Origin of the sequence: Xanthomonas arboricola (assembly GCF_002940665.1) — a bacterium.
GTDB classification, from domain to species: Bacteria; Pseudomonadota; Gammaproteobacteria; order Xanthomonadales; family Xanthomonadaceae; genus Xanthomonas; species Xanthomonas arboricola_B.
This window is the reverse complement of record NZ_MIGY01000001.1, coordinates 1,506,486-1,530,585: the sequence shown is the minus strand read 5'-3', so window position 1 is coordinate 1,530,585 and position 24,100 is coordinate 1,506,486. Positions and strand designations below refer to the sequence as shown.

Here is a 24,100-nt window from a genome sequence, read left to right as displayed (position 1 = left end):
CGCGTTGCGGCGTGAGCATGGACGTGCCGGCACTGATTCCTGCCGAGCTGCGCAGCCGCCTGCGCGGCCTGCAGCTGCGTGCGCGGCAGGCGCAGGGCGCACAGGGGATCGGCCAGCACGCCAGCCGCAGCCGCGGCGCCGGGCTGGAATTCTCGCAGTACCGCGCCTACGAACCCGGCGATGCCTTGCGCCAGATCGACTGGAAGCTCTACGCCCGTTCAGACCGTTTCTTCGTGCGCGAGGCCGAGCGCGAAAGCCCGCTGACGCTGTGGTTGTTGCTCGATGCCACCGCCTCCGCCGGCCAGGCCGACCAGGCGCGCCCGCAGGTCACGCGCCTGCAGGCGATGGCGACCCTGGCCGCGTGCGCCACCGAGGTCGCGCTGCAGCAAGGCGACCAGGTCGGCTTGTTCGCGGTGCATGGCAATGGCCTGGTGGCCGTGCCGGCCGGGGGCGGGCCGCGCCAGCGCGACCGGCTCTGGCTGGCCCTGCACGGGCTGCGCGCCGGTGGCCGCTGGCCGGGCATGGACGCGTTGCGTCCACTGTGGGAACGCATCGCCGCACACGCGCTGGTGCTGTCGATCGGCGACGGCTTCGACCAGGACCTGCTCGGCGCGCTGGAAAAACTCGCCGCCGCACGCCGCGAAGTGATGCAGCTGCAGGTGCTGACCTGCGACGAACGCGATTTCCCCTTCAGCGGCGGGCACCGCTTCCGCGACCCGGAAACCGGCGAAGAACTGCTCGGCGACGGCGCCGCGATGCGCGCTGCGTATCTGCAACGCTTCGGCGCTGCCCAGCGCGCGCTGCAGGCACGCTGGCAGGCGGCCGGCATTGCGCACGCGCGGCATTATCTGGATGCGCCACCGGATGCGGCATTGCGCGAGCTGTTTGCACACGGTGCGCGGCGATGAGCCGGCACACCGGCGCCAGCGCCGCAGCTGAGGGAGCGCAGCAGTGAACCTGCTCCTGCTGTTCCCCGCCGGCCTGGCCGCATTGGCCGCGTTGCTGCTGCCGTTGCTGATCCATCTGGCCCGACGCAGCGAACATCGGCCCACCGACTTTGCCGCACTGCGCTGGCTGCGCGCATTACCACGGCCCCGGCATCGGCTGCGTTTCGACGAATGGCCGCTGCTGCTGGTGCGCCTGCTGCTGCTTGCCGCAGTGGCGCTGCTGCTGGCCGAGCCGGCCTTGCGCGATCATCTGCAGGCCCGCCCGCGCGTCGTGGTCAGCCCCGGCGTGGATCTGGCCGCGGCCCGGGCGCTCGGCCACGCGGCCAACGCGCAGTGGGTGTGGCTGGCCCCAGGCTTCCCGCCGATCGCTGCCGATGCGGTACACCCACCCGCCACGCCCGCCGGCACCGCGCCGCCGGTCGGCAGCCTGCTGCGCGAACTCGATGCCAGCCTGCCGCCGGAGACCGCGCTGAGCGTGATCGTGCCCAGCCAGTGGGGGCCGCTGGATGCGCAACGCCTGCAGCTGTCGCGCGAGGTGCGCTGGCAGGTGCTGCCCGGCCAGTCGCCGGCGGCCGCCGTGGCGCCCGTGCCACCGTTGCGGCTGCAGGCAATCGCCGACGCCCCCGCCGACCCGGCCCTGCGCTATCTGCGCGCCGTGCATGCCGCCTGGGCACTGCCCGGCGCGCTGCCGGTAAGCGCCCCCAGCGCGGCCGAACCGGCGCGCTGGCCAGCCGGCACGGTGGTGGCATGGCAGTCGCAGCGCCCACCGCCGGCGCCGGTCATCGCCTGGGTCGCGGCCGGCGGGCAGCTGCTGCTCGATGCGCAGACCCCGGCCCCGCCCGCACTGGCTGGCCCGCTGCAAGCGCTGCTGCAGGACGCACACGGCGCCGCGCTGATCGATGCCGCAACGGTTGGCCGCGGCCGCCTGCTGCGCTGGGCCGCGCCGTTGCAGCCGCAGCGGCTGCCGGCGCTGCTGGACGCCGATTTCCCCACCCGCCTGCACGACGCCCTGCAGTCGACACCCGCACCACAGCGCGCACTGGCGCAGACCCAGCAGCCGCAGCGCGGCCCCGCCATCCGCCTGGCCAGCGCCCCCTGGCCGCTGGCGCCATGGCTGATCGGCCTGGTGCTGCTGCTGTTTGCGATCGAACGCTGGCTGGCCACCGCGCCCCGCCGGAGCAGCGCGGCATGAGCACGCCGGCCCTGCGCCACGCTTGGCAGGCCGCGCGGCGGCGGCAGGCCGCAGGCGTGCTGCTGTGCGGGCTGCCGCTGGCCGTGCTGCCGGCGCTGCTGGCGTGGCGCGCCGGTGCGCAGCCGGCGATCCTGCCGTTGCTGCTCCTGGGCCTGCTGGTGCTGATCGGCGCGGCGCTGCTGGCGGCCCGCCGGCTGGACCAGGCCTGGCTGATCCGCCGGCTGGATCGCGACGCGGATCTGGAAGACAGCAGCGACCTGCTGTTCGCCCCGGCCGGGCAGCTCGGCCCGTTGCAGGCCCTGCAACGCCGGCGCCTGGAACAGCGCCTGCGCAGCACCCCGCGCGATCTGCGCCCGGCCTGGCCGCGGCGGCGCGCCTGGGCATGGGGCCTGCCCGGCCTGCTCGCCTGCATAGCGGTGCTGCTGTGGCCGCACCCCGCCTACCTGCCCACCGCAGCCAACGACCGGATCGCCGCCGCCCGTGCCGGCACCGGCGCCCCCACGCTGGGTCAGGCGCGGCTGCACAGCACCCCGCCCGCCTACACCGGCCTGCCGCCCGCACGCCTGCCCGGGCTGGATGCGCGCGTGCCGACCGGCACCCGGCTGGACTGGCAGCTGCAGGTCAACCCGGCCCCGCGCAGCGTGGCGCTGCGGCTCAGCGACGGCCGCAGCGTTGCGCTGGCCCGGCAAGGCAAGACCGATCGATGGCAGGGCCAGTGGGTCGCCGAGCGCGCCACCCTGTACCGCATCCTCATCGACGGCGCGCCGGTCGACCGCCAGCTGCACCGCCTCGACGTGCTGCCGGACCGCCCGCCGCAGGTGCGCGTGCTGACGCCCGAACAGAGCCTGGTGCTGTGGACGCCGTCCCAGACGGGCAATCGCGGCTGGACGCTGCGCTTCGAGGCCAGCGACGACTACGCGGTCGCCGCCGGCGCCGAGCTGCGCCTGACCCTGGCCCAGGGCAGCGGCGAGAACATCACCTTCAAGACCCAGCGCCGCACCCTCAACGGCAGCGGCCCGGCCCGGCAGCGCGGCTTTTCCACCACGCTGCAGCCGCAGGCGCTGGGCATGGCCGCCGGCGACGACCTGATCGCCCAGCTCATCGTGCACGACACCCGCCAGCCCGGCCCGCAGGAAGGCCGCAGCGCCAGCGTGATCCTGCGCTGGCCACCGCCGGAGCAGACCATGGCCGCCGGCCTGGAGGCCAGCGTCAAGCAGGCCTTGCCGGCCTACTTCCGCAGCCAGCGCCAGATCATCATCGACGCGCAGGCGCTGCTGAAGGAAAAGCCGCGCCTGGAGGCGGCCACCTACCTCAAGCGCGCCGACGCCATCGGCGTGGACCAGCGCCTGCTGCGGCTGCGCTACGGCCAGTTCCTGGGCGAAGAGAGCGAAGGCGCGCCCAAGGGCCCGCCGACCGCCGACGAAGCGCCAACCAGCGACGCCCCGGCCGACGCTCTGCCCACCGCCGACATGCCCACCGCGGATGCGCCGGCAACGCCTGCGGCGCCCGCGCCCGCCCGGGACGGACACGGGCACGATGCGCACGAGCACGCCGCCGAGGCCGGCGCTGCCGCGCTGGACGACCACGACCATGCGCATGGCGACGGGGCGCCGGAGCGCGGCGGCTTCGGCCAGGCGCAGGACGTGCTGTCCGAGTTCGGGCACACCCACGACCATGCCGAAGCCGCCACCCTGCTCGACCCGCAGACCCGCGCGCTGCTGCGCGCCGCGCTGGACCAGATGTGGCAGTCCGAGGGCGAGCTGCGCCAGGGCCACCCGGAGCGTGCCTTGCCGTTTGCCAACAAGGCGCTGGGCTTCATCAAGCAGGTGCAGCAGGCCGAACGCATCTACCTGGCACGGGTCGGCACGCAGTTGCCGCCGATCGACCCCGGCCGCCGCCTGAGCGGCGACCGCGCCGGCCTGGGCGACCGTGCCGCCGGCCTGGACAGCCGCCCGGACCCGGACCCGTCCGCCCTGCAGCTGTGGGACGCCCTCGGCGAGCAGGCCCCGGTACCCGACGCCACCCTGGCCCGTTACGCGCAGTGGCTGCAGACCCATCAGGAGCGCCTGCAGGATCCGCTGGGCCTGGCCGCGGCGGTGGAAACCCTGCGCGCCGAACCCGCTTGCGCCAGCTGCCGCGCCCAGCTGCGCGCCCAGGTCTGGCGCACGCTGGTCGCCCCGCCGGCCCCGCTGCACCGACGCGCTCCTGCCGACGCGCGCGGCCAGCGCTATCTGGATGCCCTGCGCCAGGAGCCGCAACCATGATGCTGCCACCGCCCCGGTTGACCGCACGCGGCAGCTTGCGCCTGCTGCACGCGCGCGCGGCAACCCGGCGCCTGGGGCCACGGCGGGCTGGATGCACGCAAGCGGAGCCGCCGGCATGACGCTCGCGCTGCCCTGGCTGGTCGGCAGTGCCTTGCTGCTGCTGGTGATGGTGAGCTGGTTCCGGCTGCTGCGCGCACATGCACGGCAACCACGCACGCGCGCCCGGCTGTGGCTGTTGCTCGCAGCCCAACCGCTCCTGGCCGGCCTGCTCTACCCGGTGCTGCTGCCGCCGCCGCGTGCCGGCAGCGCGAGCGAACTGCATGTCGCCAGCGCAGGCACCCGGGCAGACCAGGTTCGCCCGGATGCTGCGCCGTGGGTCGCCTTGCCCGAGGCGCCCGCCTTGCCCGGCGTGGCACGCGTACCGGACCTGGCCACCGCGTTGCGGCGCGCGCCCGGCACCACCGCCCTGGTCGTGCATGGCAGCGGCCTGCCGGCGCGCGACCGCGACGGCCTGCGCGTCCCTGTGCGGCTGGCGCTGGCTCCGGCGCCGACCGGTCTGGTCGCCGTCTCCACGCCGCCACCGGCCGCACCCGGCGAACGCATCGCCATCAGCGCGCGCGTGCAGGGCCTGCCGGGCGCGCGGGTGGAGTTGCTGGACCCCGCCGGGCAGGTGGTCGACACCGCCACCGCCGATGCGGCCGGCCAGGTACAGCTGCGTGGCCTGGCGCGCGCACCGGGGCAGGTGCTGTTCGCGCTGCGCCTGCGCGATGCCGCAGGCACCGAACATAGCCGGGTACAGGTGCCGGTGCTGATCGCCGCAGTGCCCTCCGCGCGCGTGCTGTTGCTGGCCGGCGCACCGCAGCCGGAACTGAAATACCTGCGCCGCTGGGCCAGCGATGCCGGCATGCAGGTGCGCAGCCAGATCGCCGTCGGCCCGGGCATGCAACTGGGCGAGGGCATCGCGCTGGATGCCGCCAGCCTGGACACGCTGGACCTGCTGGTCATCGACCAGCGCCGCCTAGTCGCCCTGGGCAACGCGCAGCGCCAGGGCGTGCGCGCTGCGATCGGCCGTGGCCTGGGCGTGCTGGTGCGCACCGACGGCCCCCTGGATGCTGCCGCCCGCGCCGCGCTTGGCGAGTTGGGCCTGGCCGTGACAGGCGGCAGCACCGGCATCGCGGTCCCCGCGCCGCGGGCGCTGGCATCGCCCGGCGCCATCGACCCAGCCGCAGCGCCGGCCGACGCCACGCCACTGCCGCCCCTGCAACGCCGCACCCTGCAGCCGCAACAGGCCGATGCCGTGATCGCCGCACGCGCAGACGACGGCAGCGCGTTGGGCTGGTGGCGGCCGCAAGGCCGCGGCCGCATCGGCATCGGCCTGATCGAAGACAGCTTTGCCCTGGTCCTGGCCGGCCGCGGCGACCTGCATGCCGCGCTGTGGGCGCAGCTGTTTAGCGCAGTCGCCCGCGCAGGCGGCAGCGCGCCCGCTGCAGTGCAGACGGGTTGGTCGCAACACCGCATGACGTTATGCGGCGCCGCCGTGGACGCAGGCGTCACCGGCCCTGCCGGTACGCCCCAAGCGCTGCTGATCGATCCGGCCAGCGGCGCCCGGGCCTGCGCCGCCTACTGGCCGACCACCGCCGGCTGGCATCGTCTGCAGACCGGCACCGAACACCGCTGGCTCTATGTCCGCGCGCCGGGCGACGCCCCCGCGCTGCGTACCCAGCAAACCCGCGACGCCACCGTTGCCATGGCTGCCATCGACACGCCCGCGACCCTCCACGCGCCAACACCGCAGCCCGGCACCCGCTGGCCCTGGCTGCTGGCCTGGCTCACGCTGGCCGCAGCAGTGTGGTGGCTGGAACGACGCAGGCGCTGACTGCGGCAGTGCATGGCCACATCAGCGCAAGATCGCGTGCGGTGCTGCTTTCAGACAGTCGTACTTGAAATGCATTGAGTTGGGAAACAGCGGTGCTGCAACATCGGCAGACCATCGGCGACACACCTCAACGCGACTGGCGCGACCACACCCGGCAACAGTTGTTCGCCGGCAACGCCACGTCGTCGATCAACTGCAAGCCCACCGACGCCGCCAGTGCATCCACCGCTTCGGCATCGCGAATGCCCGATGCGGTATCGCGCACGCGCAACATCGCATCGAACGCGCGATTGCTCTGGCTGGTGAATTGACCATCGCGGTTGAACGGCCCGTACACCACCAGCAGCGCATCCGCTGCCATCACTGCCGGCAGCCCCGCAAACAACGCCTGCACCTGCGGCCAGCCCATGATGTGCAAGGTATTGGCGCTATAGACAGCGTCATAGCCGGCAGGCGCGCCTGCCTGCACAGGCGGCAATGGTGGAGCGGGTGCCAAACCCGGTGTCGGCGTCAGCACCGCCTGCAATGCAATCGGTGGCGGCGTATTCGGCAATGCCGCCGCGTCCAGCCACTGCGTCATCCCCGGCAGATGGTCGGCATGATCGCTGGCCTGCCAGCGCAACCACGGCATCGCCGCCGCAAAATGCACCGCGTGCTGCCCGGTCCCGGCGCCGATTTCCAGCACATTGCGGCGGTCGGCAAAGTGCCGTTGCAACACCTCCAGGATCGGATCGCGGTTGCGTGCGGATGCAGGTGAGAACGGCTTGGTCATAAGGAATATCAAGAGAAACGTCAGGACGTCTCTGCATTATGGATGCAAAACATCCAACGAGCTCATGCGCTCATCGGTGGTTTTCACGCAGGCGCATGCCCATCGATTTAGCGATACCCATCCCAAATGCCTCGCTATCGTTTGTGCGTGATGACGCGGGGACATACTCCGGAGGAGATCTGCATGAACAAGGCCGTTGCTTTTTTGACCACGAGCTTGCTAGCGATTGCTGCGAGTTTTGCTGCCGCACCCACTGCAAATGCACAAGCTTCGACTGTAATACTCGACTGCACAGGCAGTGATTATTGCTGGGCTGGCGTAGACAGCCCAGGATCACCAGCGCCATTCAAATATGCATGGACATTCAACAATACTGCTGGCGCCATCTTCCCCAGAAATTGCACCAATAGCGAGGATTGCAATTTTTATTGCCCACGTGGCAATACCTTCATCACCGCCAATGTCATGGTGAGCGACGCCAACAATCAGTTTATCGGTTCGGCGAGTGCGCGCGCACTCTGTACACCGCAACCTCTGTGAACTCAGGCAAGAACCTGCGCGTCAACCGATAGCGGCTCCGGACCGCAAGGATCTGTCCCCATCCTTGCTGGTTCGGTGCTTTCACCAGTCAGCTTGTCAATGCCTCATACGCGCGTCGCACCGCATCCTCGCCATAACGCCGCTCCAGCCGGCGCACGATGAAGTGACCGCGCGCCATCGCCTGGAAGTGGCGCATGAACACGGTATTGAGCGTTGCGCCGCTGACCGCACCGACCAGCGGCACCGCCTGCACGGCGAGTTTTTCGCCGACATTGACCGAGAACCTGGCCGCAACGCGCGACACCAGCGACACCAGCACCGGCGCGCCCTTGCTGGCAAACCCGTGCGCTGCGACGTAATGCGCCGCAGCGCTGAGTTGTTGCGCCATCGCCGCGCGCACCGCGAAGTAGCCCGACTCGGCGCCGTCGTCGCTGACACTGCGTCCGCCATGCGCCAGCACTTCCAGGCAGGCCAGCGCGGTTTCCGGATCGTGCAGCGATTCGCCTTCGGAACGTGCGATATCGGCGATGGAGCGCAGCATCACCGTGGTGGTCACCGGCAGCTCCACCAGCAGGCCGGGCAGGCCGAAGAATCCGCCCGCGCCGCCGGCAACAGCCACCGCCAGGGTGTGGCGTGCGGTAGACGCAGGTTGTTGCAAATCGGTCTTGCCGCGCAGGCTCAGTAACGCCGATTTCATCGCCACCTGCAGCGCGCGGCGGGTGACGCCATCGATGCTGCGGGTGACCAGTTTCGGCAGCCGCCGGGTGATCAGGCTCTCGATCGGCGCGCCTAGTGCATTGGCCAGTTGGGCGGCCACGCCGGGGTTTTCCAACAGCGCGTGCGCGGTGGCCAGATCGCGTTGCGCGGCAACGTCCATCACCGGGATCGGAAGCGTCGTCATGCCTGCTCTTCGTCGTTGGGGGGCTTGCGCCGATGGTACCCAGCGCCACGTGAGCGCCAGACGAGCGGACTCGGCCGGCAAAAAAAGCCCTTCTGCAATTGGCCGGCAAAATGCGCGATCATCGGGCTCTATGCAGCCAATGCTGACCAGATGAATCGTGAGATCCGCCACAGCGTCGTCATTGCGGCCGCGCCGGAGGTGGTCTGTGCCGCGTTGTCCGAGCCCAGGCAACTGGCTCGCTGGTGGACGCGCGAGGTGAGCCTGGTCGAGGACCGGGTGCGGCTGGACTGGAGCCGGCAAGGCTGGCGGGTGGAGTTGAGCATCGACGACGGTGCCGACTACCGTCTGGTGCGCTGGCGTTGCCACGCCTCCAACATGCTCGACACCGACGCCTGGAAGGGCACGGTGATGCGCTTCGACCTGCGCCCGACCAGCCAGGGCACGCAGGTGGAGTTCGAACACTCCGGCTACCGCGACTCGCCCTGCAAGGAAGCCTGCGCCCGCGGCTGGCGCTTCTTCCTGGGCAGCAGTCTCAAACGCTATGTGGAAACCGGCGAAGGCATGCCGTCGGCCGATATGCGCAGCCCTGCGCTGCCCGACAGCGGCGGCCGCGCGCCGCGCTAGCGGCAACTGTCTGCAGGCACCCATTGCCATCGCGGCGTGCACGGTTGCCGCCGCTGCGTCAGACCACGCGGCTTTGCGTGCCGGCCGCACCGGCGAACCCGTGATGGAGCGGTCGCTCGCCCGGAGTCCGCCTATGCCGTGCGCGGCTGGCCCATGGCTGGCGCTGGGCTGCCAGGCAACTGCGCGTCCACCGTCACCGGGCTGTCGCCACGCAGCAACGCGCGCGCCTCGGCATCGGTGGCCACCGCCGGCGGCGAGCCGCGCAGCGGCAGGCCGGCGGTTTCGCGCACGAACAACATGGTCACCAGGCCGATCGCCGCCGCGCCCATCAGGTAGTACGCCGGCACCATCGGGTCGCCGCTGCGCTCCACCAACCAGGCGGTCACCAGCGGCGTGGTCCCGCCGAACAACGACACCGACACGTTGAAGGCGATCGACAACGCGCTGTAGCGCACCGGCGTGTAGAACAGCGCCGGCAATGTGGACGGCATCGAACTGGTGAAGCACACCAGCGCCAGGCCGAGCAGCATCAGGCCGGCAAAAATCAAGCCGTCATGGCCGCTGCCGATCAGCAGCAGGCAGGGGATGGCCAGCGCGAACAACGCAATGCAGGCACCGATGATCATCGGCCGGCGACCCAGCCTGTCGCTGAACAGGCCGCCGACGATGTTGAGCGGCATCATCACCAGCATCACCAGAATGATCAGCAACAGGCCCTTGCTCTCGGCATAGCCCATGGTGACGCTGAGATAGCTGGGCATGTAGGTCAGCAGCATGTAGTCGGTGACGTTGAATACCAGCACCAGGCCCACGCACTTGAGCAGCTGCGGCCAATGCAGGCGCAGCATCGTCAGCAGGCCCTGCGCGGCGGTTTCGCGCTCGCGTTGTTCGGACTGCTCGGTATAGGCGCGAAATGCCGGGGTTTCCTCCAGCTTCATGCGCATGTACAGGCCCAGCAGCCCCAGCGGGCCGGCAATCAGGAACGGTACGCGCCAGCCCCAGTCGAGCATCTGCGCCTGGGTCACGGTCATGTGCAGCGCCGTCACCGTGGCGGCGCCGGCGATGTAGCCGCCCAGGGTGCCGAATTCCAGCCAGCTGCCCATCAATCCGCGATTGCGGTCGGTGGCGTATTCGGCAATGAAGGTCGCCGCGCCGCCGTACTCGCCGCCGGTGGAAAACCCCTGCAACAGCCGCGCCAGCAACAGCAGCGCCGGTGCCCACAGGCCGATCTTGGCGTAGGACGGAATCAGGCCGATGCTGAAGGTGCCCAGGGCCATCAGGATCATGGTCGCGGCCAGCACCTTCTGCCGCCCGTAGCGATCGCCGAGCGGGCCGAACACCAGCCCGCCGATCGGCCGCACCAGGAAGGCGACGGTGAAGGTGGCAAAGGTGGCGATCAACTGCGCGGTGGGATTGCTGGCCGGGAAGAATACCTGCCCCAGCGTCACTGCCAGATAGCCGTACACGCCGAAGTCGAACCACTCCATCGCATTGCCCAATGCGGCCGCGCCCACGGCCTTGCGCAACATGCCGCGATCCACCACGGTGACTTCGTCCAGTTGCAGTTGGCGGCGGCGCTTGAACCAACCGAAGTGCGAGGCAATCGCGCGCGTGTCGTGCATATATTGTGTCTCCATGTGCGGCCATCGCTGCCCGCTCGCCCCGGCAACGCACAGGACACGGCGCATCACGCAGGCATGGCAATGGCACATGCACAAGATGACGCCGGAGGCATTCCCGGACGGCCGCGTGGATTCAGCGACGCTGCGGGACAGATGACCAAGGGGGTGGGCAATGCCCAAGGGCTTGATCAGCCGGTTATGGTACTACAGCGCGCAGATCGCTGCAGCCGCGATGGTGGAGCATCGCGGAAAACCGCTTGTTTCAAGGCATCTGGCGCATCGGGCGCGCGCATCGCGCCCTCGCTGCACTGCGCATGTCCTGCCATATTTACGCGCCATCGATCAGGCGCGTTACTCGCTTACACCAGCGCCGCACCCAGCTGCGACAGCAGCGGTTGCAGATCTTCGCGCGTCTGCGGGCGCACGGCGCGTGCCACTTCCACACCGTCGCGCAGCAGGATGATGGTCGGCCACAACGTGACACGAAAAGAGCGGCCCAAGGGCCGTCCTTTTCCATCTTCGATCTTGCGATAGTCGAGCGCTGCAACGCCACCCAACAATTTCTGCAGCAGCGGTTGCGCGGCAATGCAATGGCCGCACCAGTCGGTGCCGAATTCCAGCACCTGCAGACCGGCCTGTGCATCCACCGCGCTACGTTCGGGCGCCTGGGTGGCGTAGTCGCGAACAAACCCCATCGTGTGACAGCTCCGTTGTGCTTACGACAGTGCGCGCTGAATGTCTTCCAGCGGCAGATTGGTCAGGTCCTTGGCCAGATCGCCAACCAGGCGTTGTTGCGTTTCCTTGTGCAGCAGCGGACGCACGCGGCCCAGCGTCGTCGGATCGGCCACCAGCACCAGATGCGTGTACTCGTGCTTCAGCGCGCCGTCGTTCAAGGCATGCGACAACTGCTTGGCGAACGTCATTTCGTCCATGTCCGCCTCGCTGAGATCCTGCGGCGCCTTGCCGGCCGGGCCATCGTCGTCGACGTTCTGCACATCGGTGCGCGCATGCTGGCGCAGCACCACCTTGGCCTCGTTACCGGTGTTGGTGAACCAGCGCGCTTCGCCGCCATCGGCCACCACCACCAACGCACCCTGAGGAATTTGCAGACTCATTCGATTCTCCTTGTTAGAGCGGCGCTGCATGTGCAACGCCAGTCGGCCTCAACCTAGGCGAGAGGATGTAAGCACCGCGCCTAGCCGGTGTCAGCATGGCGTTAGCGTGGTGCCGCCAGCGGCGGAGGCGGCAGACCCAGGTGCTTGCTGAAGAAACGCGCCGCCACCCGCAGCGCCTGCTGGCTCTCCGGCAGTGCATTGGTGAGGTGGAAGGCGTGCCCTAACCCATCCCAGACATGCAGGTCCGATTCGCGGCCCAGGTCCACCAGGCGCGAATGCGTGTAGGCGGCATTGCTCAGCTCGGCAGCACGCGTGGCGGTGAGGAACAGCGTCGGCGGGAACTGCCGCAGCACCGCATCGGAAAACACCGGTGAGACCAGCGGATCGTGGAAGTCCACGTTGTCGCCGTAATACAGGTCTTCCCAGATCGGCAACGCACCGGCCTTGTCCGGCAACAAGGCATCGTTGACTGCCGCCACCACACTGCGCGAATCGCCGCGGTAGCGCGCATCGCCTGCGGCGCAGAACAGCCCGGCCGCCGCCGGCATCGGCAACTGCTCCTTGGCAAACCACGCCAGCGATTCACCGGTGAGCACGCCGCCGGCCGAACAACCGAACAGGCCGATGCGCTCGGGCGCATAGGTCTTGAGCGCAGCGCGATACACCGCCGCCACATCCTCGCTGGCAGCCGGGAAATGGTGCTCGGGCCCCATCCGGTAATCCACCGCGACCACGGTCATGCCGGTCATCGCCGCCAGCGGAATGGCTTCCATCAATCCGAACGAGGCCGGGCTGCCCATCACGAAGCTACCGCCATGCAGTTCGATCAACAGGCGCTTGGCCTGCTCGGGTGTGCGCGTGCGCGGCTCCACCCGCAGCACCGGCACGCCATTCCAGGTTTCGGGCGTGATCTCCACCGCGTAGCGCGTGCGCAGCTGCGCAATCACGCCTTCGGCCCAACGCTCGGTGTCGGCGCGGAGACTCGGCAATTGCTTGAGCAAGGTGGCGTTGTCGGCCTTGTCCATCGGATCGACGCGGGCCACCCCGGCGGCCACATGCGCACGCGCGGCAGGGCTCAGATATTCCGATACCGGCAGGTCGAAGGCGGGCACATGCCGGATGCCATCGGGGGCCGAAGCGGGGGCCGGTGGTGCCGGCTCGGCGGCGGTTGCGTGCATGCTGCACGCGGTACAGATCAACGTGAGCGCCAGCGTCTTGTTCAACCAATGACGTGTCATGCAGTGCCGTCCCAGGCAAGTCGAACCGCCAAGGATACCGGCAGCGGCCGGCTTGCATCGCGTGCAGACAATGCCGTTGCATGTAACGACGCGATGTAACGCAAATGCTGCAACTACGCACAACGCAGCGTGCAATCGGATGATTGCATCAAGCGTGCGCGAGCGTTGGATATCGCAGCATGGTCATGTGTTCCTCTGCATCCAAGCGGACATCGAGATCTCGCGACCGCCAGCGCCGACACTGCGCCTGCCGACGTGTCGATGCCATGCACCGAGCCCATCGTCGCGCTCAGGCGACAGGTGCCGACGCTGCGGTGGGCGGCAGATGCTGCAACGCCTGCAGCGTGGAGGTGGTCAGTGGCGACGGCAGTGCGTCCAGCGCGAACCAGCCGATGTCGGCGATCGCTTCGGGCTCGCGGCGCACGGCGTGCTCGCTGCCCTGGGTCACGGCCAGATACACCGGCGCGACCCAATGCTGCGGCGGCGCCAGGTCCGGCTCGAAGTAGCTGACGATGCACAGCACATCTTGCAGTTGCACGTGCAGGCCGGTTTCTTCCAGCACTTCTCTCACCACCGCGTGTTCCACCGTTTCCATCCAGTCCACCTTGCCGCCGGGCAGGCCCCAATGGCCCTGCTCGGGCACACGCCCGCGCTGCACCAGCAGCAGGCGGCCATCGGCGCGCCGGATGAAGGCGCCGCATCCGACGCGTGGACGAAGGTCGGTATCGATCGAGCTGGACATAGGCATCCCGGAGGTTGTGCCGCGTAGTGTCCCAGATGTGCGGCGGGCAGGTGGTGCATCCACGCATCTGCAAGTGCATGATGGTACGGAGCGCTCTCCACGCCGATCCACACCAATGACGCTGCCTTAGCGCCATGTTGGCGAGGATGCGCGCAGTCCGCGCCGCGCCGGCGCACCGTGTTGGAGGTTGGGATGTCGCGTATCGTCGTGATCGGCGGCCATGGCAAGGTCGCACGTCTGCTCACGCCGTTGCTGGTGCGTGGCGGGCATTCGGTCACCGCACTGTTTCGCAATCCTGCGCACGCAGACGATGCGATTGCCGACGGCGCCACCCCGCAGGTATTGGATATCGAACAGGCCGACACCGCTGCGATCGCCGCGCAACTGGCCGACCACGACGCGGTGGTGTGGTCGGCCGGCGCCGGTGGCGGCGATGCGGCGCGCACCTACGCGGTGGACCGCGATGCAGCGATCCGGTCGATGCATGCTGCCGCGCAGGTACGCGTGCGCCGTTACCTGATGGTGTCCTATCTCGGTGCCGGGCTGGAACACGGCATCGGGCCGGACGATGGATTCTTTGCCTACGCCCAGGCCAAGGCCGCGGCCGATGCGCACCTGCGCAGCACCACGCTGGACTGGACCGTGCTGGGGCCGGGGCGACTCACGCAGGAACCGCCAACCGGCCGCATCACGTGCGACCCGGGCAGCGCTGGCGACGGTGGCGTGTCGCGCGCCAACGTGGCGCAGGTCATTGCGGCGGCACTGGCCACGCCGGCCACCATCGGCAAGACGGTGGGCTTCATCGACGGGCAGACGCCGATCCAGCAGGCCCTGTCGCAGCTGGAATGAACGCCGCGCCTATCGCAACCGGCGCGCGGGGCGCACGGTGGATGGGCCTAACGAATTCCTAAAGCCAGCCTCGGCATAGTCACAGACGCAGCCCATCGTGGAGGTCGCTTATGTCTGCATTCGTCACGCCACGCCGTGCCGGCATCCTGCCGCCGTATCTGCTGGACCATGTGGCCCGGGCGGCGCCCGAGCGTGCACGCCAGTGCGCGCTGTTGTCGCGGCAGATCACCGCGCAGCTGCGGCAACAGCGCGCGTCCGGCCTGCTTGCACGCGCCCAGGCACTGGCCGCCGATGCTGCGAGCACGCCCGCCGTGCAAGCGGTGCAGCGGCAGATCTACGACGCCCAGCAAGGCAGCGCGCTGCCCGGCACCCTGGTCCGCGCCGAGGGCGCTGCCGCCACCGACGATGTGGCCGTAACCGAGGCCTACGATTATCTCGGCGCCACGCACGACTTCTTCCAGACGGTGTATGGGCGCAATTCCATCGACGGCGACGGCATGCCGTTGATCGGCACCGTGCATTACGAGCGTGGCTACGACAACGCCTTCTGGAACGGCGAGCAGATGGTGTTCGGCGATGGCGATGGCGAGGTCTTCAACCGCTTCACCATCGCCATCGACGTGGTGGGCCACGAGCTGAGCCATGGCGTGACCGAGCGCACCGCCAACCTGATCTACCAGGGCCAGTCCGGCGCCTTGAACGAGTCGCTGTCGGATGTATTCGGCGTGTTGATCAAGCAGTACACGTTGCGGCAGCAGGCCGGCGAGGCGGACTGGATCATCGGTGCCGGCTTGTTGATGCCCGGCATCGACGGGGTGGGCCTGCGTTCGATGCGCGCGCCCGGCACCGCGTACGATGACCCGGCCCTGGGCAAGGATCCGCAGCCTGCCAGCATGGCCGGCTACGTCGACACGCAAGAGGACGATGGCGGCGTGCACTACAACTCCGGCATCCCCAACCACGCGTTCTATCGCGCGGCCGTGGCCATCGGTGGCTACGCCTGGGACAAGACCGGCCGCATCTGGTACCGCGCGCTCAGCGGCGGCGAGCTGGCCGCCGGTGCGGACTTTGCCACCTTTGCCGCGCTCACCGTCAGCATTGCCGGTGCGGACTACGGCGCCAGCAGCGCCGAGGCAACCGCGGTGCAACAGGCCTGGCGCGACGTGGGCGTGCTCGCATGAGTCCACAGCGTCCGCCGGTGGATGCAGGCGTGACCTTGCGGCTGGCACGCGAAGGCGGGGTGGCCGCCTTCCCCGCCATGCGGCGCGAACGGCAGCTGGTGATCGATGACCTGGACGATGCGCAGCGTCTGCAGCTGCGCACCTTGCTGGACCAGTGCCTGGCGCATGCGCTGCCGCATCCGCAGGCCGGTGGCGGCGACCGCCGTTACTTCAGCATCGCCTGGGACGGCGCCAGCGAGCCGCTGCGCATCCCCGAAGAACATGCACCGGCTGCGATCGTGCGGCTATGGAAGCAGGGCACCCTATAGCGGTCGCACCACGATGCCGCCGCCCGCGCCACAGCACGCGTGCCCATCGCCCACCACAAACGAAAACACCGCGCATTGCGCGGTGTCTGTCGACGGTAAGTGGTCCAACTGCGGATGCCTGCACCCTTTAAGCTGCCTAGATGCTCTAGGGCTGCACAGCTGGTGACGCATAGTGCGGGCTGCTGCGTTAGCGCCACGTGCAGCGCAGCGGTCAACTTGAAGACACCCGCTCGTCGCTGCAGTGCAGCAGGTCGTTGCCGGTGTCCGGGCTGGCTGCGCGCATGCCGATCTGCCCGGGCCTGCACCCGCTGCGCCGGCAAGGCAAGCGCATCGGCCATCCCGACTGACAGGCATGCGGCGGCATCTGCCCGGGATGTCCACCTCCAGCGCCCGCAGATTGGAGCCGCATGGCGGCGGGGCCACTGCACCGTGATCGGCAGGGTGCCAGCCAGCAGGGCGCGTCGAACCCATCGTCACAGCGCCGCAAGACGCTGGGCGGCAACTCCGAAGGCGAGTTGCCGGACGCGGGCAATGCCATCGGCGGCGTTCGGCCTCGCCCGGCGCCGCACGCCTGCATTGCCGTCAACACCGGCTTCGCGGATAGTCGCGCCACTGATCAGACAAAATCTATGACGCCCGTGATTGTGTTGCTGCTTGCTGCCGGCCTGCTTGCCGGCCTGGGACTTGCCGGTGTCATTGCGTGGCTGCTGCTGCGCCGTCGTGCGCAAACCGCCGGTACCCCTGCCACGTCCGCCGTCTCCGCCGCTGGTGCGCATGCCACACCGGCAGCGCGCGCGCCGGGGCAGGCGGCTGTGCAGGTGCAGGCGCACCAACAGGCACAGGCGCTTACCGCCGCTGCACCGCAGCCCCTGCCGCCCGGGCCGCCACCGATGCAGCCACTGCTGCGCCGCATGTATGCCGCGGTGATGTCCACCCCGTCGCTGGCCGAGGGCCACCTGCCGACCGACCCGGCGCAGGCCGCGGTGCTGGCTGCGGTCGGCAATGCGCTCGACCACGTGGACCTGCGCCCGCAGCTGCTGCCGCGCCGCCCGCAGTTGTTGCCGCAGCTGATGCGCGCGGTCAACGACCCGGATGCCTCCGGTCGCGGCATCGCCGCGATCATCGCGCAGGACCCGGCGCTGGCGGCCAACCTGTTGCGCATCGCCAACAGCGCGCTGTATCGCCCGCAGGGCGGCCCGCTGGAAAGCCTGGAGCGGGCCGTGGTGCATATCGGCACCGAGGGCGTGCGCCAGATCGTCGCCGCCGCAGTGATGCAGCCGGTGCTGAGCCTGGAGGGCGGCCTCTACGCGCGCCTGCCGGCCGCCGTGTGGGATTACGCCCTGCGTACCGCCGCAGCCGCGGCTGCCTACATGCGCGAGCGCGGTGGCGACAGCTTGTCGGCGCAGCTGGCCGGCCTGCTGCAGGGCCTGGGCGCGGTGGTGATCCTGCGCGTGCTGCGCGATGCCTATGCCGAGCGCCCGACCCTGCCCTACAGCCTGGAAGTGGCCGCCGCATTAGTGGAACGCCACACCGCCGCAGTCGCCAAGACCATCGTCACCGCCTGGGATCTGCCTGCCACGCTGAGTACCGCGCTGGACGAGCAACGCCCCGAGCACGACGCCACCGTGCTGACCACCTCGCTCGGCATGGCGCTGCGTTATGGCCGGCTGGCCGCCGCACTGGCCATGCTCGCCCGCCATGGCGCCGAGCAGGAGGAGCACGCGCTCAGTGTGCTGTCCACGCTGGAGCCGGACCACGCGGCCAATGCCGCGCTGTGGCAACGGCTGGTCGCTTCCAGCGTGGAGTGAGGCCGGTCCGGTTGCGGCAGGTCGGGCACCCACGTGCCCTGACGAGCGCACGTGCAGCACCCCACCGCTCAGCCCTCGCTCGCAATCATCTCCTGGACCCGCGTCGCCAGCAGGCTGACGCTGAACGGCTTGGCCAGCACCGCCATGCCGGGTTCGAGGTGGCGGTCGTTCAATTGCGCGTGTTCGGCAAAGCCGGTGACGAACAACACCTTGAGTTTTGGGCGGCCCACGCGCGCGGCATCGGCCATCTGCCGCCCGTTCATGCCGCCGGGCAGGCCGACATCGCTGATCAGCAGATCGATCCGCACCGGCGACTGCAAGATGCCCAGCCCTGCAGCGCTGTCGCCGGCTTCCAGCACGGTGTAGCCCAGCTCTTCCAGCACCTCGGTGAACAGCAGGCGGATGGACGGCTCGTCGTCGACAATCAACACCGTTTCGCCGGCCAGCGAGGGCGCAAGTGCCAGCGTGGCGGTGCCGCTGTCGCTGCTGTCGTCGGCACCGGCATGACGCGGCAGGTAGATGCACACCGTCGAGCCCTTGCCCACTTCCGAATGGATGCGCACCTGCCCGCCGGATTGCTTGGCAAACCCATAGATCATCGACAAGCCCAGGCCGGTGCCTTCGCCGATGGGTTTGGTGGTGAAGAACGGATCGAACGCGCGCGCCACCACATCCGGCGGCATGCCGGTGCCGGTATCGCTCACGCACAGCGACAGGTAGTGCCCTTCCGGCATGCCCAGCTGCTGGCCCATCTCGCGGTCGATCCAGCGGTTGCTGGTCTGCACGCGCAGGCGCCCGCCGTCGGGCATCGCATCGCGCGCGTTGATGCACAGGTTGAGCAGTGCGTTCTCCAGCTGCGGCGCATCCACCAGCGCCAGCCACAGTTCGGCAGCGGCGATGTTTTCCACGCAGATCCCCGGGCCCACCGTGCGCTGGATCAGCTCCAGCATGTCCACCACCAGCCGGTTGACGTTGGTCGGCTTGGGCAACAGCGTCTGCCGCCGCGCAAACGCCAGCAAGCGGTGCGTCAGCGCGGCCGCGCGCGTAGTGGCGCCCTGCGCGGTGGCCACATAACGCTCCAGGTCGCGATAACGGCCTTGCTCGATCCGCAGGCTCATCAGCTCCAGCGCACCGGAAATGCCCGCCAACAGGTTGTTGAAGTCGTGCGCCAGCCCGCCGGTGAGCTGCCCCACCGCTTCCATCTTCTGCGATTGGCGCAGCGCTTCTTCCACCGCCATCAGCTCGCGCGTGCGCTCGGTGACCTGCTGCTCCAGCGTGTCGCTCAACTCGCGCAGTGCCGCCAGCGCGCCGTCGCGCTCTTCCGACAGTGCGTGGCGCGCCTCGATGTCCAGCAGCACGCCGGGAAACCGCAACGGCGTGCCATCGGCGCCCTTTTCGACCCGGCCATTGGCTTCCAGCCAGTAATACTTTCCGTCGCGCCGTTTGACCCGGTACTGGTGCGCGTAGGCGCCGCCGCGGGCGATGGCCTCGCCAATGGCCGCGCGCAGCCCCTCGCGGTCGTCCGGGTGCACCGTCCGTATCACCTGTTCCAGCGTCAGGCCGCTGCGGCTGGTGGACGGATCGAAGCCGAAGTTCTGCGCAAACGCCTCATCCACCGAAAACGCATCGGTGGGCAGGTCCCAGATCCAGGTGCCGATGATCGCCCCGGCCGCCAGCGCCAGCTGCACCCGCTCGGCATTGCGGCGCGCCACCGTTTCGGCTTCCAGCGCACGATCGCGCTCGCTGGTGCGGTTGACCACCTCATGCACCAGATGGGTGTTTTCGTTGCTCAACATCGCATGCTGGATGTCGCGGTTGCGGTCGGCCGCTACCTGGGTGGTGGTTTCGATCGCGATGTTCATCAGCCCCACGATGCTGCCGTCTTCACCGCGGATCGGCGAGGCGGTGGCATTCCAGTAGGTCATCTCGCTGACGCCGTTGCGCAGCATCGGCAAGGCCATGACCCCCTGGCCGAAGCCCTCGCCGGTCTGCAGTACCCGGTCGAAGTCCTGGGCGGTCGGCGCATAGGTCTCCTCCCACACCTCTGCCACCGGCTGCCCCAGCGCATGCGGATGACGGTCGCCCAGCGAGCCGAGGTAAACGTCGTTGTAGAACATCCGCAGCTCCGGCCCCCACAGCACTGCCCCGAGCAGGGTGGAGTTGAGCACCACCGACAACGACGAGCGCAGCGACTGCGGCCAGGTGTCGGGCGCGCCCAGCGGCGTGGCGGCCCAATCGTGGGCGCGCATCAAGGCCCCCATCTCGCCGCCTCCGGCAAGAAAGTCCAGACCGATGGGCTCGATGGCGGGGCGCGCTGTGCTCACGTGACGGCATTGCCTGGCAAAAAGTGCGCGCATTGTGGCATGCAGCGGCCTCGGCAAGACGTGCAGGCAGGCGTACGCCTCCGCGAGCGTGCTGCGCATGGATCAATGCAAGAGCTGCGTGTACTGACGCGCGGATGACGGCATGCCCACGCCGCACTCACACCACCCGGGTCCAGACTGGCCGTCCACACCCCAACCGTAAGAGGCACACCGTGGACAAGAACCGTATCGAAGGCACCGCCAAGCAGGTCAAGGGTTCGATCAAGGAAACCGTCGGCCGTGTCACTGGCGACAAGAGTACCGAACTGGAAGGCGCGACCGAAAAGAACGTCGGCAAGGTGCAGAACAAGGCTGGCCAGGTCGCAGACAAGGTTCGCGACGCGTCCAAGTAAGTCAATCGAAGGCGTCAGCGTCGATTGCATTGCCGGCGGGCGAGAGGCCCGCAGCGCCGAGGCAGTGGACTGGCCGGCAGCCGTAACGCGCGACAGCGCAGACGGCAAAGCCCACGTCGGCGAGAGATCGCACCAACGCCCCGACATGATCGGGGCGTTGGCGTTTTTGGGGGCTTGGACGTGTGTTCTGTTCCATCTGCTAATCGCCAGGAGTGTTCGCTGGTCGCGGCAGCTATTCTTGAGATAGATGGTGGCAGCCGGACAACTCCGTGGCGCGCGACACCACGCCCTTCAATTGCGAGCAACACCGCGCACACCCGCACCCGGGCATGGTGCGTTACTGCCAGGGCATCGAGAACATGACCCTGCGCCACTAGGCGCATCGGCAAGGGCGGCCTGCTCCGTCAGATTCCATCATCGCGCTGCCCGGCCTGGGCACAGCAGAGGCCAAGCAGCTGGGCTATGCGTGCGTAGGCGGGCAGGCGATGAAGCGGCTGCACAATGGATGGGAGCAGGCGTCGGCGGCTGCGGGTGGCTGGCAGCGGTGTCAGGGCGGGTAGGCACCCCGCCAATCCCCATCCCAGCTGACAGGACTTTAGCTTCGAAGAGGAATTAGATCTCCTCGCCTATGCCCTGCAGGAGTGAATAGCTCACGCTTCTTTCACCAAGCCCTCTCCGCAGCCGCTATACACATCAATCCTGTCATCGAAATTTAATTTAATTGAAATCCAAATTTAAATAATAAAACTTGTAGGATTGAGCATTCCGCACCGCGAGAGCGCGATTACCAGCCAGCGCCTTTGTTCCGGCATACGTGTAACCTGAAGGGGCATCAATCGTCCCGTCTACGATTTCGTCTGAAAAATGCGTGATTTCATGCAAAAATGTTCCCACTTGAGAAGATTCATCGTAAACCGTTGGAAATGGGGGCGACTCAAAGAAACGTGGGCATAGATTAACTTGATATAGCATTCCAGGCGAGACCCAAGCTAAAGCATTCGGAGAAACGTTATTTTCCACTGGGTCGCATTGGCAAGTAATAGAAACCGGCGGCTTGGGGTTCGCCGAATCACTGGTTAATCGATACCATGTGGCGAACACCATATTATCGTTAAATTGGTCGTCTGGAAGATAGTCATCAGGATCGCCATGGACGCCAAACCAAGTCGTAAATCGCGCAGTCGGTTCAAACCACATATCAACATATGGAGGTACGTCGAAGGTCTGTACTTTCGTCTGCTGCCCGTATTCAGTAAGAGTTTCGTAAGCAATTGCGGTCGACTGCGGTATTACGTTTTTTTCAACATGTTGGACCTGAGCTGCGCTACAGGATGCGAATTCCGACTCAATCGTCTTGCGAAGACGTTTCTCCGGCGATGTCAATCCGGCATCTAGCTGCTTGCCAGCAAAGATCCTGACGTCATTTGAGGACGCTTCAAGCCACGATGCCCGAAGTGAGTCTCGAGATGCGTTCTTGAAAGCCAGTTTAGGTCTATTTAAATAAAGAGAAGGGCTTCTCAAGCTGACCGTGTAATGCTGCCCTGGTTTGAGACGATAATTCAATTGAATATTTACGTCCACCGCCTTTTTCTGCTTTGGACCCACTTTGACATATACATCTTCTGGTGCGCCTTCCATGTTGACATAGATGCCAAAATATGGGGCTTCGCTTCCGTCATCTGCCAAGACACGGAAAACATTGTTCATTAAAAGACCACTTCTGTTGGTCTTTGGAAAAGACTGGTCTACGACTTCAATGTCCTGATCACCCAGATTGACAGCAACAACTCGTATACCCGTCTCACCCTGCTCATTACTTACTGGCTTATCGCTACTGACAGATTTAACTGCCTGCTCAATTTTTACATTCAATCGCCCCGCAGCCGATGCCGAGTGAGAGAAGATTATTAATCCCGCTACTGCCATTACTCTCCATGCACGCATTGCCGACTCCTTGTTAGTTAAAAACTTTGTCGATTATTTTTCAATGTTGCGACGGTGCTTGAGCATAAAAGCACAGGTATGCCGCAGCGTCAACGGAGCCCGATTTATCCAGACACGATATTAGGTGGGTCTTGGATGGAGACGGTAGAGTTCTCTGCTACCTCGTGAATGACAACGTTTTTCCTCGTGGTCAGGCTGGCCGGGGTGATCGCCTAGTGCATTTATCAAACTGGTCGTGATGCATAGCCAACCTTCACAGTGCAATGCCATGGCATTACTCACCCACCGCCGCGCGGCAGGCGGCCAGGGCGCGGCTGATGTGCTTTTCCACCATCTTGACCGAGATGCCCATGACGGCGGCGACTTCCGGGTAGGTGAGGCCGTCGAAGCGGTTGAGCATGAAGGCCTGGCGGCATTTGGGCGGCAGCGCGGGCAGCGTGTGGGTGTGCAGGTGCTGTAGGGTGCGGCGGGCGTCCACCAGCTGGTCCACCGCCGTGCCGGCGGCGGCGAGCGGTTCGCTGCCCTCCAGCGGTACATGGCGGGAGGCGTGCCTGCGGTGGCGCGTGCGCCAATGCTCCAGCACCACGTTGTGGGCAATGCGGTACAGCAGCAGCTTGTAGCTGTGGATGTCAGGCGTGTTGCGGTAGGCCAGCAGGCGCAGCAGCGCTTCCTGGGCGAGGTCGGCGGCGGTGTGCGGGTCGCGCAGGCGTCGCCGCATGTAGGCCAGCACCTCTGCATGCAGCTGCACCACGGCCTGGTCGAAGCGTTCCCTGGCCGGCACGCGCTCCTCGCACACGTGCCAGCGCGTGGTGAAGCGGCCAAGTACATAGATGCCCGCCGCGCGCGCGCGGGTGGGCAATGCGCGCACGGCGTATGCGCCGCGTTGGCGCCACGGGTGGCTGCCGTATCGCTCAACTGGCACCGCGCTTGCGGCGTGCGTGCGTGCCGCGACCACCTGGCCGATGACACCGTGGCGGTCTGCACGCGACGCGCCGGTCATGCCCTCAATCATCATGCGACGTCTCCAGCAACGGGCCGGGCACATGCGGTGCGCGCATGCGCTGCGGCGTGATCAGCGTGGGTCTTACAACGCTGATGACCAGTTCGCCATCGCGCTGGCGGATGTGCAGCTTGCTGCCGATGGCAAAGCCCAATTGTTCCAGCCAGCGGCCGCGCAGGCGCAGGGTGGGAATGCGCTGGTGACTGTCGGGATAGTACCCATAGCCGACGGTGCACTGCTGCGGGGCACGCGGACGGCCGGGCCGCCATGGTGTGCGGGGTTCGGCGCGGGGTTCGGGGATGGGCGTGCGTTCGAGGTACGGCCGCGGCTGGAGCGAGGGATCGAGCGAGCGCCAGACCACTTCGGTAGGCGGTGGTACCGTGGCGCGCTTGCGCGATGGCTTGGGACTGGACGTGGACCGACGCATGGCAAAGCCCTCCTTGACGAGCAGGCCCCGTTGA

The 24,100-nt window shown here is 67.7% G+C and carries 22 protein-coding genes and 1 pseudogene; 12 read left to right on the top strand and 11 right to left on the bottom strand.

Annotation, left to right across the window (positions count from 1 at the left end; all coding sequences use genetic code 11):
- Nucleotides 1-11: 11 nt before the first annotated feature.
- From XarjCFBP7645_RS06675 to XarjCFBP7645_RS06660, 4 genes are read left to right on the top strand one after another with little or no spacing between them, the layout of a single operon-like run.
- On the top strand, nt 12-908 hold the full coding sequence (locus tag XarjCFBP7645_RS06675; RefSeq protein ID WP_104536651.1) for a DUF58 domain-containing protein: 897 nt from the start codon (nt 12-14) through the stop codon (nt 906-908).
- A gap of 43 nt (nt 909-951) precedes the next feature.
- On the top strand, nt 952-2,139 hold the full coding sequence (locus XarjCFBP7645_RS06670) for a BatA domain-containing protein (RefSeq protein WP_104536650.1): 1,188 nt from the start codon (nt 952-954) through the stop codon (nt 2,137-2,139).
- The gene (locus XarjCFBP7645_RS06665; RefSeq protein ID WP_181126197.1) at nt 2,136-4,403 is read left to right on the top strand and encodes a hypothetical protein; all 2,268 of its coding nucleotides are present in this window, start codon (nt 2,136-2,138) and stop codon (nt 4,401-4,403) included. The genes XarjCFBP7645_RS06670 and XarjCFBP7645_RS06665 overlap by 4 nt, the downstream gene beginning before the upstream one ends.
- Complete coding sequence (locus XarjCFBP7645_RS06660; RefSeq protein ID WP_429001455.1) at nt 4,375-6,279, top strand: carboxypeptidase regulatory-like domain-containing protein; 1,905 nt, start codon at nt 4,375-4,377, stop codon at nt 6,277-6,279. Before XarjCFBP7645_RS06665 ends, XarjCFBP7645_RS06660 begins: the two co-directional genes overlap by 29 nt.
- 127 nt (nt 6,280-6,406) lie before the next feature.
- Here the strand turns inward: XarjCFBP7645_RS06660 and XarjCFBP7645_RS06655 are convergent, their stop codons facing one another.
- Nucleotides 6,407-7,051, bottom strand: coding sequence for a DUF938 domain-containing protein (locus XarjCFBP7645_RS06655; RefSeq protein WP_104536647.1), 645 nt, complete (start codon nt 7,049-7,051; stop codon nt 6,407-6,409).
- Nucleotides 7,052-7,234: 183 nt separating this feature from the next.
- Between XarjCFBP7645_RS06655 and XarjCFBP7645_RS21340 the strand changes: the two genes are divergently transcribed.
- Nucleotides 7,235-7,591: a hypothetical protein gene (locus XarjCFBP7645_RS21340; RefSeq protein ID WP_146096275.1), complete on the top strand. Its 357-nt coding sequence runs from the start codon at nt 7,235-7,237 to the stop codon at nt 7,589-7,591.
- An 88-nt stretch (nt 7,592-7,679) separates the two neighbouring features.
- Here the strand turns inward: XarjCFBP7645_RS21340 and XarjCFBP7645_RS06650 are convergent, their stop codons facing one another.
- A complete protein-coding gene (locus XarjCFBP7645_RS06650; RefSeq protein ID WP_104536646.1) occupies nt 7,680-8,468 on the bottom strand; it encodes an EcsC family protein in 789 nt (262 codons plus the stop codon).
- 174 nt (nt 8,469-8,642) lie between these two features.
- On the opposite strand from XarjCFBP7645_RS06650, the gene XarjCFBP7645_RS06645 reads away from it, so the two are divergent.
- Nucleotides 8,643-9,116 (top strand): SRPBCC family protein, encoded by a 474-nt coding sequence (locus XarjCFBP7645_RS06645; protein WP_104536645.1) that lies wholly within the window; start codon nt 8,643-8,645, stop codon nt 9,114-9,116.
- A 131-nt stretch (nt 9,117-9,247) separates the two neighbouring features.
- On the opposite strand, the gene proP is transcribed toward XarjCFBP7645_RS06645, so the two are convergent.
- The 5 genes from proP to XarjCFBP7645_RS06620 all read right to left on the bottom strand — a co-directional run bounded on the left by proP (nt 9,248) and on the right by XarjCFBP7645_RS06620 (nt 13,839).
- Entirely contained in the window at nt 9,248-10,738 is a 1,491-nt protein-coding gene (proP, locus tag XarjCFBP7645_RS06640) for a glycine betaine/L-proline transporter ProP (protein ID WP_104536644.1), read from the bottom strand.
- A 359-nt stretch (nt 10,739-11,097) separates the two neighbouring features.
- Complete coding sequence (locus XarjCFBP7645_RS06635; protein ID WP_104536643.1) at nt 11,098-11,433, bottom strand: thioredoxin family protein; 336 nt, start codon at nt 11,431-11,433, stop codon at nt 11,098-11,100.
- Nucleotides 11,434-11,454: 21 nt separating this feature from the next.
- The gene (locus tag XarjCFBP7645_RS06630) at nt 11,455-11,853 is read right to left on the bottom strand and encodes a host attachment family protein (RefSeq protein WP_104536642.1); all 399 of its coding nucleotides are present in this window, start codon (nt 11,851-11,853) and stop codon (nt 11,455-11,457) included.
- A gap of 101 nt (nt 11,854-11,954) precedes the next feature.
- Nucleotides 11,955-13,091, bottom strand: a complete 1,137-nt coding sequence (locus XarjCFBP7645_RS06625; protein WP_181126196.1) for an alpha/beta hydrolase — start codon at nt 13,089-13,091, stop codon at nt 11,955-11,957.
- Between the two features lie 289 nt (nt 13,092-13,380).
- Nucleotides 13,381-13,839: an NUDIX hydrolase gene (locus tag XarjCFBP7645_RS06620; RefSeq protein ID WP_104536641.1), complete on the bottom strand. Its 459-nt coding sequence runs from the start codon at nt 13,837-13,839 to the stop codon at nt 13,381-13,383.
- 186 nt (nt 13,840-14,025) lie between these two features.
- Here XarjCFBP7645_RS06620 and XarjCFBP7645_RS06615 point away from each other — a divergent pair, with 186 nt between their 5' ends.
- The 4 genes from XarjCFBP7645_RS06615 (at nt 14,026) to XarjCFBP7645_RS06600 (ending at nt 17,979) form a co-directional block, all read left to right on the top strand.
- On the top strand, nt 14,026-14,682 hold the full coding sequence (locus tag XarjCFBP7645_RS06615; RefSeq protein ID WP_104536640.1) for an SDR family oxidoreductase: 657 nt from the start codon (nt 14,026-14,028) through the stop codon (nt 14,680-14,682).
- Between the two features lie 110 nt (nt 14,683-14,792).
- The gene (locus XarjCFBP7645_RS06610) at nt 14,793-15,863 is read left to right on the top strand and encodes a M4 family metallopeptidase (protein ID WP_104536639.1); all 1,071 of its coding nucleotides are present in this window, start codon (nt 14,793-14,795) and stop codon (nt 15,861-15,863) included.
- Nucleotides 15,860-16,171, top strand: coding sequence for a protealysin inhibitor emfourin (locus XarjCFBP7645_RS06605; protein WP_104536638.1), 312 nt, complete (start codon nt 15,860-15,862; stop codon nt 16,169-16,171). The genes XarjCFBP7645_RS06610 and XarjCFBP7645_RS06605 overlap by 4 nt, the downstream gene beginning before the upstream one ends.
- Before the next feature lie 629 nt (nt 16,172-16,800).
- Complete coding sequence (locus XarjCFBP7645_RS06600) at nt 16,801-17,979, top strand: HDOD domain-containing protein (protein ID WP_104536779.1); 1,179 nt, start codon at nt 16,801-16,803, stop codon at nt 17,977-17,979.
- 68 nt (nt 17,980-18,047) lie between these two features.
- Here the strand turns inward: XarjCFBP7645_RS06600 and XarjCFBP7645_RS06595 are convergent, their stop codons facing one another.
- A complete protein-coding gene (locus tag XarjCFBP7645_RS06595) occupies nt 18,048-20,303 on the bottom strand; it encodes an ATP-binding protein (protein ID WP_104536778.1) in 2,256 nt (751 codons plus the stop codon).
- A gap of 212 nt (nt 20,304-20,515) precedes the next feature.
- Here XarjCFBP7645_RS06595 and XarjCFBP7645_RS06590 point away from each other — a divergent pair, with 212 nt between their 5' ends.
- Nucleotides 20,516-20,695 (top strand): CsbD family protein, encoded by a 180-nt coding sequence (locus XarjCFBP7645_RS06590; RefSeq protein ID WP_104536637.1) that lies wholly within the window; start codon nt 20,516-20,518, stop codon nt 20,693-20,695.
- Between the two features lie 254 nt (nt 20,696-20,949).
- A pseudogene (locus tag XarjCFBP7645_RS06585) lies at nt 20,950-21,255 on the top strand (hypothetical protein); the annotation flags it as partial.
- 157 nt (nt 21,256-21,412) lie between these two features.
- Here XarjCFBP7645_RS06585 and XarjCFBP7645_RS06580 read toward each other — a convergent pair.
- The 3 genes from XarjCFBP7645_RS06580 to XarjCFBP7645_RS06570 form a co-directional block, all read right to left on the bottom strand.
- Nucleotides 21,413-22,639 carry a M35 family metallo-endopeptidase gene (locus XarjCFBP7645_RS06580; protein WP_104536636.1) on the bottom strand — a complete coding sequence of 409 codons (1,227 nt, stop codon included), beginning with the start codon at nt 22,637-22,639 and terminating at the stop codon, nt 21,413-21,415.
- 274 nt (nt 22,640-22,913) lie between these two features.
- A complete protein-coding gene (locus XarjCFBP7645_RS06575; protein ID WP_258079510.1) occupies nt 22,914-23,654 on the bottom strand; it encodes an RNA polymerase sigma factor in 741 nt (246 codons plus the stop codon).
- Complete coding sequence (locus XarjCFBP7645_RS06570) at nt 23,644-24,066, bottom strand: SymE family type I addiction module toxin (RefSeq protein WP_104536634.1); 423 nt, start codon at nt 24,064-24,066, stop codon at nt 23,644-23,646. The genes XarjCFBP7645_RS06575 and XarjCFBP7645_RS06570 overlap by 11 nt, the downstream gene beginning before the upstream one ends.
- Nucleotides 24,067-24,100 lie beyond the last annotated feature (34 nt).

Excerpts from the sequence above, each read along its gene's own strand:
- XarjCFBP7645_RS06665 (WP_181126197.1), top strand. The coding sequence starts at position 2,136 with ATGAGCACGCCGGCCCTGCGCCACGCTTGGCAGGCCGCGCGGCGGCGG.
- XarjCFBP7645_RS06660 (WP_429001455.1), top strand. The coding sequence starts at position 4,375 with ATGCCCTGCGCCAGGAGCCGCAACCATGATGCTGCCACCGCCCCGGTT.
- XarjCFBP7645_RS06655 (WP_104536647.1), bottom strand. The coding sequence starts at position 7,051 with ATGACCAAGCCGTTCTCACCTGCATCCGCACGCAACCGCGATCCGATC.
- XarjCFBP7645_RS21340 (WP_146096275.1), top strand. The coding sequence starts at position 7,235 with ATGAACAAGGCCGTTGCTTTTTTGACCACGAGCTTGCTAGCGATTGCT.
- XarjCFBP7645_RS06650 (WP_104536646.1), bottom strand. The coding sequence starts at position 8,468 with ATGGACGTTGCCGCGCAACGCGATCTGGCCACCGCGCACGCGCTGTTG.
- XarjCFBP7645_RS06645 (WP_104536645.1), top strand. The coding sequence starts at position 8,643 with ATGAATCGTGAGATCCGCCACAGCGTCGTCATTGCGGCCGCGCCGGAG.
- proP (WP_104536644.1), bottom strand. The coding sequence starts at position 10,738 with ATGCACGACACGCGCGCGATTGCCTCGCACTTCGGTTGGTTCAAGCGC.
- XarjCFBP7645_RS06635 (WP_104536643.1), bottom strand. The coding sequence starts at position 11,433 with ATGGGGTTTGTTCGCGACTACGCCACCCAGGCGCCCGAACGTAGCGCG.
- XarjCFBP7645_RS06630 (WP_104536642.1), bottom strand. The coding sequence starts at position 11,853 with ATGAGTCTGCAAATTCCTCAGGGTGCGTTGGTGGTGGTGGCCGATGGC.
- XarjCFBP7645_RS06625 (WP_181126196.1), bottom strand. The coding sequence starts at position 13,091 with ATGACACGTCATTGGTTGAACAAGACGCTGGCGCTCACGTTGATCTGT.
- XarjCFBP7645_RS06620 (WP_104536641.1), bottom strand. The coding sequence starts at position 13,839 with ATGCCTATGTCCAGCTCGATCGATACCGACCTTCGTCCACGCGTCGGA.
- XarjCFBP7645_RS06615 (WP_104536640.1), top strand. The coding sequence starts at position 14,026 with ATGTCGCGTATCGTCGTGATCGGCGGCCATGGCAAGGTCGCACGTCTG.
- XarjCFBP7645_RS06610 (WP_104536639.1), top strand. The coding sequence starts at position 14,793 with ATGTCTGCATTCGTCACGCCACGCCGTGCCGGCATCCTGCCGCCGTAT.
- XarjCFBP7645_RS06605 (WP_104536638.1), top strand. The coding sequence starts at position 15,860 with ATGAGTCCACAGCGTCCGCCGGTGGATGCAGGCGTGACCTTGCGGCTG.
- XarjCFBP7645_RS06600 (WP_104536779.1), top strand. The coding sequence starts at position 16,801 with ATGACGCCCGTGATTGTGTTGCTGCTTGCTGCCGGCCTGCTTGCCGGC.
- XarjCFBP7645_RS06580 (WP_104536636.1), bottom strand. The coding sequence starts at position 22,639 with ATGCGTGCATGGAGAGTAATGGCAGTAGCGGGATTAATAATCTTCTCT.
- XarjCFBP7645_RS06575 (WP_258079510.1), bottom strand. The coding sequence starts at position 23,654 with ATGATGATTGAGGGCATGACCGGCGCGTCGCGTGCAGACCGCCACGGT.
- XarjCFBP7645_RS06570 (WP_104536634.1), bottom strand. The coding sequence starts at position 24,066 with ATGCGTCGGTCCACGTCCAGTCCCAAGCCATCGCGCAAGCGCGCCACG.